Genomic DNA, 11,369 nt, shown 5'->3' on the forward strand with positions numbered 1-11,369 from the left:
GGCGAAGCTGGCGAAGCTGAGAATTTAAGCCCCAGTAAACGGCGGTGGTAACTATAACCATCCTAAGGTAGCGAAATTCCTTGTCGGGTAAGTTCCGACCTGCACGAATGGAGTAACGACTTCCCCGCTGTCTCAACCATAAACTCGGCGAAATTGCAGTACGAGTAAAGATGCTCGTTACGCGCAGCAGGACGGAAAGACCCCGAGACCTTTACTATAGTTTGGTATTGGTGTTCGGAGTGGCTTGTGTAGGATAGGTGGGAGACGTTGAAGCCCKSACGCCAGTKSGGGTGGAGTCATCGTTGAAATACCACTCTGGTCACTTTGGACATCTAACTTCGGCCCGTRATCCGGGTCAGGGACAGTGCCTGATGGGTAGTTTAACTGGGGCGGTTGCCTCCTAAAAAGTAACGGAGGCGCCCAAAGGTTCCCTCAGCCTGGTTGGCAATCAGGTGTCGAGTGTAAGTGCACAAGGGAGCTTGACTGTGAGAGAGACATCTCRAGCAGGGACGAAAGTCGGGACTAGTGATCCGGCGGTACATTGTGGAATGGCCGTCGCTCAACGGATAAAAGGTACCTCGGGGATAACAGGCTGATCTTGCCCAAGAGTCCATATCGACGGCATGGTTTGGCACCTCGATGTCGGCTCGTCGCATCCTGGGGCTGGAGTAGGTCCCAAGGGTTGGGCTGTTCGCCCATTAAAGCGGTACGCGAGCTGGGTTTAGAACGTCGTGAGACAGTTCGGTCCCTATCCGCTGCGCGCGCAGGAAATTTGAGAAGGGCTGTCCTTAGTACGAGAGGACCGGGACGGACGAACCTCTGGTGTGTCAGTTGTACTGCCAAGTGCACCGCTGATTAGCTACGTTCGGATGGGATAACCGCTGAAAGCATCTAAGCGGGAAGCTCGCTTCTGTCACGGAACAAAAAAACACAACACAATAATCAACACCACACCTGCCAGCACTGGCAGGAAGCATGTTGTAACCACCAGATTTCCCACCCCGCGGCACACAAAACCGGCAGGGTGTGGAGCAAGGGTTACGGCGGTCATAGCGTGGGGGAAACGCCCGGTCCCATTCCGAACCCGGAAGCTAAGACCCACAGCGCCGATGGTACTGCACCCGGGAGGGTGTGGGAGAGTAGGTCACCGCCGGAACACCATTAAAAGGTTGAGAGCCTCCAGACACACTCTGGAGGCTCTCCCGCTTTAACCAGACAAACCAAACAAGGCGTGGGCCACCACCCAGCCCACACCCACCTGCAAGAGCGTGCAGGGAAAACCCGCAGCAACTGCGAGAGCGTCCCCGGAAGCCTGCAATCAAGTGAGAGAGCGTCCGGGGCTGCCGCGTAGAGTTGACGTCCATGGACAACCTTTTCAGTCACTCGGACGATGCCGTGCCTGTTCTTCCGGAGCCAGCGGAGAGCCTCGAGCCGGTCATGCTGACGGTGGCGGTGCCCGGCCTGGTGGCGCAGGCGTTTGCCGGGTTCACGGATCACACCCACCTGTGGTGGCCGCTCGAATCCCAGAGCGTGTTTGGTGCCGGTTCCTATGTCGAGTTCGAGGAAAACTTCATCATGGAAACGGCGGACGACGGCAGGACTGCTGTCTGGGGCACAATCGATGACTGGCAGCCGCCGTTGTCCTTCCACGCCTCGTGGTTTCCCGGAACGACTGCTATCTGGTCCACCGAGCTGAGGCTGGCTTTCAGGGCTGTTCCCGAGGGGACAGAAGTGCGGCTGGTGCACAACGGCTGGGAGGGCGCCGAGGACCCGGCTGCCGCTCGGGCCTCCTATGCTGCCGGCTGGCCAGAGGTGTTGGACCGTTTTGTGAGGTTCATGGGCGGGGCCGCTAAATGACGCCCGGAAGAGCAACGGTGACGGGCAGCTTGGTTGAAGAGCTTGTTGCGGCTCTCGGCGCGGATCAGGTCAGCACGGAGCACGCTGCGCTGGAAAGGTACGCAGTAGACCAGGCCCCCGTCCTGGACTACCAGCTTCCTAAAGCCGTGGTGTTCGCCCGGACGGTGGCCGACGTCCAGGCCGTCCTTGGGCTGTGCGCCACCCACGGGGTCGCGGTGGTGGCCCGCGGGGCGGGGACAGGTGTTTCCGGGGGCGCGCATGCGAGCCGGAACTGCATCGTCCTGTCACTGGAACGGATGAACCGCATCCTTGACCTGAACGCGGACGACGAAACCGCCGTCGTGGAGCCCGGCGTCATTAACGCTGCACTCAACGAAGCGGCAGCTCCCCACGGCCTGATGTATGCTCCGGATCCGGCGAGCTTCCGGACATCGACCATAGGTGGAAACGTTGCCACCAACGCAGGAGGACTGCGCTGTGCCAAATACGGTGTCACCAGGGACTCGGTCCTGGCGCTGGATGTGGTGCTGGCCGACGGATCCCTACTTCACACAGGACATCAGACGTTCAAAGGTGTGGCCGGCTACGACCTGACGGGTCTGTTTGTCGGGTCCGAAGGGACGCTTGGGATCGTGGTGGGGGTGACAGTGCGCCTCAAGTACCTGCCACGTGACGTACACACCATCGCGGCGTTCTACCCCGACTTCCGGCAGGCCGCCGCGGGCGTCCTGGCTGTGGGCCGGGCCCGGGTGCAGCCGGCCATCATGGAACTGCTCGACGGCGGCACGCTGACCCAGCTGGACCACCTCCACGGCACGGATCTGAGTTCGCGTGGCCGTTCGCTGCTGCTGATTCAAACGGACGGGTTTGGCGCTGCGGCGGAGGCCGACGTCGTGCGTTCCGTCCTCGCCGCCGGCGGGGCAACAGTGAGCACGGAAGCCACCGCCGAAGCCGAACAACTTGTGGAACTGAGGCGGAACAGCCGTGGTGTGGAAGTGGACGACCAGTACCGGGTGGGCGAGGACGTTGCGGTGCCGCGGTCACGCCTGGTGGACTACGTAGCGGCGCTCGAAAACCTGGCAGCGAAGCATGACGTGAATCTGAAGGTGGTGGCGCACGCCGGGGACGGCAACCTGCACCCCACTTTTTGGATCGACCGGCAGGACAGCTCCGTGGATGCCGGTTCCTTTGACCGGCTGAACCTCGCCCTGGATGCTTCCGTCGTCGCGGCCCTCGACATGGGAGGCACCATTACGGGGGAGCACGGGGTCGGCCAGTACAAACTGCGTTGGCTGGGCCTTGAGCAGCCGGAACCGGTCCGGGAGCTCCAGCGGAGGATCAAGGCACTCTTTGACCCGGCCGGCATCCTGAACCCCGGCAAGGCCATCTAAGGGCTCCTAGTCGTCCACGTCCGGGTACTCGTCGGCTGATTCGTCAGCGCCGTAACGCGACTCTTCCGTTTCCACTTCGAGGATCTTGATCATGTCTGTGTCCGGGTTGAGCATGATGGCGGCCTCGTCACGGCGGTGGCGCAGGATTGAATCAATATAGGACTGCACAGCTTCCGCGAGCGGGATGTGGCGGGCCTGCTCCTGGGACATATACCAGCGGTGCTCCAGGACCTCGTGGACTGCCTCGGCCGGCTCAAGCTTGCGGGACAGGTCGCGCGGGATGGAGCGGACGATCGGTTCGAAGACCTGGCTGACCCACAGGTGCGCGCTGTATTCCTCGTCCATCCCCGGGTTGTTATCGGCCCGGAAGGTGTCCATGTCGTTGAGCAGGCGCCTGGCCTGGTTCTCCTGCGCGTCAAGGCCTGTAAGACGCAGCAGCCGGCGCATGTGGTGGCCTGCGTCCACCACCTTGGGCTGGAGCTGGATGGTGGAGCCGTTCTGGGTGGTCTTGATGGCGTATTCCTCGACGTCGAAGCCCAGTTCGTTGAGCCGCCGGATGCGGGCGGCCACGCGCCACCGTTCGCCGAGCTCGAAGGATTCCTTTTCCGTCAGTTCAGCCCAGAGCCGGCGATAGCTTTCCATGATGAGTTCGCTGGTGGCGACTGGGTCCACCTTCTCCTCGATCAGGCCGCCGTCGAGGAGGTCCATCAGCTCACCGGCAATATTGACGCGGGCGATTTCGAGATCGTACTCACGCTGGCCGGTGGAAAGGTCGGGGTAAAGTTCGCCCGTCTCGGCGTCCACCAGGTAGGCGGCGAACGCGCCCGCGTCACGGCGGAACAGCGTGTTGGACAGCGACACGTCACCCCAGTAAAAGCCGACGAGGTGCAGCCGGACCATCAAGAGCGCCTGGGCGTCGATGAGGCGGGTCAGGGTGTCCTTGCGCAGCATCTGGGAGAACAGGGCACGGTACGGCATGGAGAACTTCAGGTGGCGCGTGACCAGCACCGGGTTCAGCGGCCGCCCGTCGAGGGTGGTGCGGCCGGTGATGACCGCCACCGGGGTAACGCAGGGGACATCCAGGCGGGCCAGCTTACGGAGCATGTGGTACTCATGGCGGGCTATGTGCTCGGAAGTTTCCTTGATGGCAATGACGGAGCCGCCCAGGTGCGCAAAACGCACGATGTGACGTGAGATGCCGCGGGGGAGGGCCGCGAGGTTTTCAGCCGGCCAGTCCTCCAAGGCGATGTGCCAGGGCAGGTCCAGGAGTTCAGGATCCGCTGCCGCCGCCGTGATGCTCAGCGAACTTGAGACTGCGGCGAGTTTGGAGTCGTTGGCGCTTGCCGCCTCAAACCGGGGCAGTTTGCCCACCTGCGCATAGTCGGTGGGCTCGTCGTGCCACTGGGCGCTGTTTTCATCGGTCATGAGTCAATTCTTCCGTACATTGGGCCACCAGGGGCAAAGTGCTCAAACGCCGACGGCGGCTCTCCCGAAGTGGGGAGAGCCGCCGTGGGTTAGCGATCTCGTAAGGCTCGATCAGCGGTGGGGATTAGTCGCCCAGGCGAAGCCCGGTCTTGGTGTCGAACAGGTGCACATGGCCGGACTGCGGACGGACGTAAATCGTCTCGCCCTTCAGCGGCGGACGGCGACCGTCGACGCGTGCCACGATGTCGTGGTCCTTGCCGTCCAGCGTGGTGTGGCCGTAAACGTAAGCGTCGGCACCAAGTTCTTCAACGACGTCGACCTCGACCTGGAGGCCTTCGCCATGCGCGGCCTGCTCGAGGTCCTCGGGACGTGACCCCAAGGTGACGGTGCTGCCGTGGGCTTCTTCGAGGACGTTGCGCGGCACGGGGTAAACCGTTCCGCCGAACTGGACGCCGCCGTCGACGACGGGCAGTTCGAGCAGGTTCATGGCGGGGGAGCCGATGAAGCCTGCAACGAAGACGTTCTTGGGCTTGTCGTAGAGGTTGCGCGGGGTGTCCACCTGCATCAGCAGGCCGTCCTTCAGCACKGCGACGCGGTCACCCATGGTCATGGCCTCGACCTGGTCGTGGGTGACGTAAACCGTGGTGACGCCCAGGCGGCGGGTCAAGGACGCGATCTGCGTACGCGTCTGGACACGGAGCTTGGCRTCCAGGTTGGASAGCGGYTCRTCCATGAGGAAGACCTGYGGGTTACGSACGATKGCGCGGCCCATGGCAACACGCTGGCGCTGRCCRCCGGAGAGKGCCTTCGGCTTGCGRTCSAGGTACTGCTCAAGGTCGAGAAGCTTGGCTGCTTCACGGACGCGCTCGGCACGCTCTTCTTTGGAGACGCCGGCGATCTTCAACGCGAAGCCCATGTTGTCCGCAACAGTCATGTGCGGGTAGAGCGCGTAGTTCTGGAAAACCATCGCGATGTCGCGGTCCTTCGGCGGAACATCGGTGACATCGCGGTCGCCAATCAGGATCCGGCCGGCGTTGACGTCCTCAAGGCCTGCGAGCATGCGCAGGGAGGTGGACTTACCGCAGCCGGAGGGTCCAACGAGGACCAGGAACTCGCCATCGGCGATTTCAATGTTGAGCTTGTCAACAGCGGGCTTCTCTGTGCCCGGGTACAGACGCGTAGCGTTATCAAAAGTAACTGTAGCCACAGTTATCAATCCCTTCACCGGCAGGTACGTGCCGGACGATCCGTWGTGAATGGTTCATGTAATTCAGTTATCCACGGCATTGCAGCCGTGTACTCCCCGGCCGAGGCCGAGGAGTATCGCGTGACGCCGCACGGTTCTGTGCGCCACATCACAACCAAGAGTATGTCAGATGACTTGCTTATTGTTGCCAATGTTACGGAGGTCACACGTGAGGTTGGGCATAGTGATCCGCCAGTGCGGGTTCGTCAGTGCGGGGCGGGTCCCTCCTCGGCCACCACCTGGCTCCGCTCCTGAAGAAGGGCCTCCAGTAGCTCGGCCACGTGAACCGGCGCCTCCACCCGGAACTCGGCCTGGGTGAAGTCCAAACCAACTTTCACGCCCACGTCGCCGGGCTCAAGGCGGCCCAGGGCGTCCTCGTCGGTGACGTCGTCCCCGGCGAAAAGGACCGCGGTTGCCCCGGTGATCTGGCGAAGGAACGTGAGGCCCTCTCCCTTGGATGCGTTGACCACCGAGGTTTCCAGGACGCGCTTGCCGTCCTTGAGGAAGACGCCTTTCCTGTCCTGGAGTACCGAGCGGGCCGCAGCCACCGCGTCCTCGGCAACATCGTCCTCGGCGAGGCGGGTGTGCAGGACGACTCCGGCGGGCTTGTCTTCCAGGAGCGTCCCCGGCGCCTGCTCAACGATGTCCTCGAGCACGCCGCGTACCTCAGCGAGCAGGAGGCGCTGGCCCTCATCGAGTGTCAGCTCCGCGGAGCCGGGACCCAGCCAGGCTTCGGCCCCGTGGCTGCCGATCAGCAGAGTGTCCACCGGCGGTGAAGCCACCGCACGCAGGGAGGCGAGGGCGCGGCCGGAGAGGAGCGCCGTCGTCGTCCGTGGCAGGGCGGCGAGGCCGGCGAACGCGGCGGCCGAGCGCGGCAGGGGGCGGGCGTCGCCGGCGCGGTCGACGATCGGGGAAATGGTGCCATCAAAGTCGAGGGCCACCAGCAGGTGTTCCGTCTTGGCGATGCGCCGCAGGGCCTCCCGGAGTTCCGGGGACAGTGCGAGCGGTTGTTTGGCGGGGCGGCCGTCAGGAGTCATCGCGGACAACCTTCTCGTTCAGGGCGGCGAGGAAGTCGGCTGACCAGTGGTCGACGTCGTGCTCCAGGATTTGCTTGCGCATGGAGCGCATGCGGCGGGCAGCGTCCCTCGGGGACATATTGACGGCGTGCATGATGGTGTCCTTGAGGCCGTCAATATCGTGCGGGTTCATCAGCAGGGCCTGCTTCAGCTGGTCTGCCGCGCCGGCAAACTCGCTGAGCACCAGGGCGCCGTCGTTGTCCTTGCGGGCCGTGACGTATTCCTTGGCCACGAGGTTCATTCCATCCCGCAGGGCAGTCACCAGCATGACGTCCGCGGCGAGGTACAACGCCACCATTTCCTCCACCGGGTAGCTGTGGTGCAGGTAGCGGACAGCAGTGTTCTGGATGGTGTCGTACGTGCCGTTGATATGGCCGACCGTACCCTCGATCTCTTCGCGCAGGAGCCGGTACTGCTCCACCCGTTCCCGGCTGGGGCTGGCAACCTGGATCAGCGTGGCGTCCGTGACGGCCAGCTTGCCTTCGTCGAGGAGCTCTTCGAAGGCCTTGAGCCGGTGGCGGATGCCCTTGGTGTAATCCAGCCGGTCAACCCCCAGCAGGATGGTTTTGGGGTTGCCGAGGTCCTGGCGGATCTGGCGGGCCCGTTCGATGACCTCCGGGTTGTGGGCCAGTTTGCTGATCTGGGCCACGTCGATGGAGATGGGGAAGGCCTGTGCCCTGGCGATGTGGGTGATTTCGCCGTCGCGGCCCTTCACATGCACCTGCTGCTGCTTAACGCTGGCGCCGAGGAACCGGCGGGCGGAGCGCATGAAGTTGCCGGCGTCGCTGGGACGTTGGAAACCTACGAGGTCAGCACCCATCAGGCCATCGATGATGGCCTTGCGCCACGGCAGCTGGGCGAAAATTTCCGGCGGAGGGAAGGGAATGTGGTTGAAGAACCCGATCCTCAGGTCCGGCCGCGCCTCGCGGAGCAGCCGCGGTACAAGTTGAAGTTGGTAGTCCTGGACCCACACCGTGGCGCCCTTGTCCGCGTGGTGCACGACGGCGTCGGCGAACCTTTGATTGACCCTGCGGTACGCGTCCCACCAGGTCCGGTGGAACTCCGGCGGGGCGATGACGTCGTGATACAGCGGCCACAGGGTGGCGTTTGAGAACCCCTCGTAGTAGAGCTCCACGTCGTCCGTGCTGAGCTGGACCGGGACCAGGTCCATGCCGCCGTGGCTGAACGGCTCGACCGTTTCGTCCGGAGCCCCGTGCCAGCCCACCCATGCGCCGTCGGTCTTGGTCATCATGGGTGCGAGGGCGGTCACGAGGCCGCCGGGGGAGCGGCGCCAGCCGGAGCCGTCGTCGCCGCTCTCACCTGGCGTGGTGCGGTCAACGGGCAGCCGGTTGGACACCACCATGAAGTCGTACTTTGCGGGCTTACTCCGGCCGTGCGCGGGTGGGCCCGGTTCGGGTACTGCTGTTGGTTTTTCGTGGACTGGTGTTTGCAATGCGGCCCCCTGGGGTTTCTTGTGCCTTTAAGCAACCTTAATAGGATGGATACTTTGGGGCCATTCGTCCGTTGGTTATCCGGGCCGAATACTTGAAAAGGAAAGCTCTCAGGTTTCTGTCCTAAAATGAGTGAAGTCGCCACAGAGTGGTCCCCCTATGTCGATCGACCCTAGGAACACATGAGCCCCGCAAATGAAATACGTAAGTCCAAGGCTGAGCGCACTTCGGAGGCGCGCGAGAAGGCCCGCCTGATCCGGGAGGCCCAGCTGAAGAAGGACAAGCGCAACAAGCTGCTGATCGGCTGGGGCATCGTTGTGGCTGTGGTGGCCATCCTTGCGGTGGTGGCCCTCGTGGTGACCACAACCATGCGACAGAACGCTCCCATTGCCGACCAGGGGCCGACGCCGGCCAACGGCAACGTCAACGGCGGCATCACCCTGCTCGCCAACACGGACGTCGCGAAGCTGGAGCCAGCCAGTGTTGACGCCGCTTCCGTGGGCGACGCACCCCAGACTGCCCCGACGGAAGTGGTCGCGCCCGGCGCTGCGGCTGAAGCCGGCAAACCGGTCAAGGTGGTCCTGTACATCGACTTCATCTGCCCGGTCTGCAAAAACTTCGAAGCACAGTACAACGAACAGCTGACGTCGTTGCGCAACGACGGCAAGATCTCGGTTGAATACCGGGCCCTCGGCTTCCTGGATAGCCGCTCCTCGACCAACTACTCCTCGCGGGCAGCAAACGCCGCCGCCTGTGTTGTGAACGAGTCCCCGGAAAAGTACGCCGAATTCGTTGATTCTTTGTTCGCCAAGCAGCCTGCCGAAGGTAGCGCCGGTCTCTCAGACAACGACTTGAAGAAGATGGCCACAGACATCGGGGCCAAGCCCATCGACACCTGCGTGGATGAGAAGACTTACCGCCCGTTCGTGAAGTTCACTACCAAGCAGGCCGCCGCCATCGGCGTCACCGGCACGCCCACCGTCTTCGTTGACGGCCAGCAGTGGGGCAAGGGCGCGAGCGCCTCGACGCCGTTCCCGGACTTCCTGCAGGCTGCGATCGCCGCCAAGGGCTGATCTCTGCTTGAGCCTCTGCTGATGGCCCGGTTCCGGATTCACCCCCGGGGCCGGGCCATTTTCGTTTCGTTCTGCCCGGGAGATGCGCCGCGTTATTTACGACGGCGGTGCGCCGCGTTTTTACGAGCGGGCGGACTTGGGCTAACCTTATCTAGCGCCGTTCAGGCGCACACCCGGTACGGGTGCGCCTCCTTAGCTCAGTTGGCCAGAGCACCGCTCTTGTAAAGCGGGGGTCGTCAGTTCGAATCTGACAGGAGGCTCCCATTGTGGCTTTGACCTGCGGCTTTATTCCGGGGTGCTTGGACAAGCAGGACCAGATTCTGTGTAGGACTTGGCAGGTTTTCGTCGGTTCTAATGCGTCCGCAGTGGCGCAAATGGCGCTGACCTGCGGTTCCAGTGTCTTGGACGCCCCGCCCGAGTTGCCGATTGCCGCAAACTTCCGGCGCGGATCTTCGGTTCGAATGCCCCTGCCGACCAAATTAGGTTCTGACCTGCACGGTTACTCCCGAACACGACTTGGACTCCACCAATTCCAGCCGGGACTCACCTTTAACTCACCTCAATCAGCGCCGCCGGACAATTATTGGCACGGTAAAGGCGAACCTGAACTACTTCAGGACCGGGTTGGTCGGCAGCATGTGGCCGCAAGCGAAATCGGGTTGTAGGTCAAAAGTTGCCTGAGGCGGCCAGGTTGGACAAAACGTCCACTTATCAGCGAGGTGCTCTCAGATTTGTACCTGCAACGTTCAACGTAGACACCTCGATATCCGCGACCTTCTGTCAGATTGAGATCTGAGACTCTTCAGCAGAGGAGTGCATGAAACATGAAACCTGTGACTGTCAACCCGGAATGGCGGTTAAGTCGCAGTTTGAAATGGCGGTTTTGCAGTTCCGCTTGCGGAGATAGCTGGGGATAGCGTCGGTCTCATGGAGGAGCGTTCGTGCGGTCACCGCAAGATTGCCGCCGCCGCGTCCGACCGTGCAATGGAGGAGTTTAGTGACGTCAGCCTTCCACCAGCTGAGGCCAGTTGGTCGCGAAGTACGTCACGAACGACTCCGCCAGTTTCTCCGAGCGGAGGTGGTCCCGTGTTACGGGGAAGGACGGCGCGCGATAGCCGGGGTCGGCAATTGCCCGACGGGAGAAGGCGTGGTCGGCGATAGCGGCCTCGCCGATGTAGGCGAGGTCAGCCCCCTGGTCGAGTGCCCGCTGCACTGCTGCGGCGCTTGCTATGTGCCCAGCGACACCGATGACTGTTCTGTGGCGTGGCAGGTCGAGGAAGTGCTCGACGAGTGTTCGGCTGCCCTCGGGGGCGTTGGCGGGAAGCTTCGCAACGTCCCACAACGACAGGTTGAGGATGTCGATGTCTCCGCTGGCGAGGAGCTCGCCGACGAGCTGGACCATGTCAGCCAAGACCAAGCCGTAGCGTTCGACGGACAGTCGGAGCCCGACGTGAAAGTCCGTGGTTGGGCCCCCGTTAGCAGTCCAGCGTCTATGCGATAGCTGATTGGTTTTCTTGCGTCCAGTTTTCCCAGTAGCGTTTCGGCGTCATGCCGTCCAGGGATCCGTGGGGCCGTTCATGATTGTAGATAGCTTTCCATTCGTCGGCCAAATACTTCGCTTCGGCCATGGTGTCCATGATTTCTCCGGAGAGTTGTTCCCTTCTGAATTGGGCGTTGAAGGATTCGATGAAGCCGTTCTGCCAGGGTGAGCCCGGGTCGATGAAGGCCGTGTCGACGCCGGCGGTGTTGCACCACTCGATCAGTGCCGCGGCGGTGAATTCCGGCCCGTTGTCACACCTGAGATAGGTCGGGACGGTGCCGGTTTCGGCGATGATGTTTTCCAACACCGC

General features: G+C 62.6%; 9 protein-coding genes, 1 tRNA gene and 2 rRNA genes. 6 read left to right on the forward strand and 6 right to left on the reverse strand.

Translation table 11 applies throughout. From position 1 onward, the window contains the following. The 4 genes from AC1DIM_RS19255 to AC1DIM_RS19270 form a co-directional block, all read left to right on the forward strand. A 23S ribosomal RNA gene (locus AC1DIM_RS19255) occupies positions 1–938 on the forward strand; the annotation flags it as partial. Positions 939–1,039: 101 nt separating this feature from the next. Then, a 5S ribosomal RNA gene (rrf, locus tag AC1DIM_RS19260) occupies positions 1,040–1,156 on the forward strand. 206 nt (positions 1,157–1,362) lie between these two features. Next, on the forward strand, positions 1,363–1,857 hold the full coding sequence (locus AC1DIM_RS19265; protein ID WP_477712089.1) for an SRPBCC domain-containing protein: 495 nt from the start codon (positions 1,363–1,365) through the stop codon (positions 1,855–1,857). Continuing rightward, positions 1,854–3,248: an FAD-binding oxidoreductase gene (locus AC1DIM_RS19270; RefSeq protein WP_477712090.1), complete on the forward strand. Its 1,395-nt coding sequence runs from the start codon at positions 1,854–1,856 to the stop codon at positions 3,246–3,248. The genes AC1DIM_RS19265 and AC1DIM_RS19270 overlap by 4 nt, the downstream gene beginning before the upstream one ends. Positions 3,249–3,254: 6 nt before the next feature. On the opposite strand, the gene AC1DIM_RS19275 is transcribed toward AC1DIM_RS19270, so the two are convergent. The 4 genes from AC1DIM_RS19275 to AC1DIM_RS19290 all read right to left on the reverse strand — a co-directional run bounded on the left by AC1DIM_RS19275 (position 3,255) and on the right by AC1DIM_RS19290 (position 8,448). Then, positions 3,255–4,673, reverse strand: a complete 1,419-nt coding sequence (locus AC1DIM_RS19275) for a DUF4032 domain-containing protein (protein WP_477712091.1) — start codon at positions 4,671–4,673, stop codon at positions 3,255–3,257. Between the two features lie 124 nt (positions 4,674–4,797). Beyond that, a complete protein-coding gene (locus tag AC1DIM_RS19280; protein WP_477712092.1) occupies positions 4,798–5,880 on the reverse strand; it encodes an ABC transporter ATP-binding protein in 1,083 nt (360 codons plus the stop codon). A gap of 245 nt (positions 5,881–6,125) precedes the next feature. Next, a complete protein-coding gene (otsB, locus tag AC1DIM_RS19285) occupies positions 6,126–6,956 on the reverse strand; it encodes a trehalose-phosphatase (protein ID WP_477712093.1) in 831 nt (276 codons plus the stop codon). Beyond that, on the reverse strand, positions 6,946–8,448 hold the full coding sequence (locus AC1DIM_RS19290) for an alpha,alpha-trehalose-phosphate synthase (UDP-forming) (protein WP_477712094.1): 1,503 nt from the start codon (positions 8,446–8,448) through the stop codon (positions 6,946–6,948). Before AC1DIM_RS19290 ends, otsB begins: the two co-directional genes overlap by 11 nt. A 180-nt stretch (positions 8,449–8,628) precedes the next feature. Between AC1DIM_RS19290 and AC1DIM_RS19295 the strand changes: the two genes are divergently transcribed. Continuing rightward, on the forward strand, positions 8,629–9,519 hold the full coding sequence (locus tag AC1DIM_RS19295) for a DsbA family protein (protein WP_477712095.1): 891 nt from the start codon (positions 8,629–8,631) through the stop codon (positions 9,517–9,519). A gap of 186 nt (positions 9,520–9,705) precedes the next feature. Next, positions 9,706–9,779: transfer RNA gene (locus AC1DIM_RS19300), tRNA-Thr, on the forward strand. A 743-nt stretch (positions 9,780–10,522) separates the two neighbouring features. Here AC1DIM_RS19300 and AC1DIM_RS19305 read toward each other — a convergent pair. Together AC1DIM_RS19305 and AC1DIM_RS19310 are read right to left on the reverse strand one after the other, a co-directional pair. Beyond that, a complete protein-coding gene (locus AC1DIM_RS19305) occupies positions 10,523–10,930 on the reverse strand; it encodes a hypothetical protein (RefSeq protein WP_477712096.1) in 408 nt (135 codons plus the stop codon). Between the two features lie 79 nt (positions 10,931–11,009). After that, positions 11,010–11,369 (reverse strand): integrase core domain-containing protein (locus tag AC1DIM_RS19310; protein WP_477712097.1); only part of this gene is annotated, 360 nt, incomplete at its 5' end.

Source organism: Pseudarthrobacter sp. 01T43 (genome assembly GCF_056398665.1).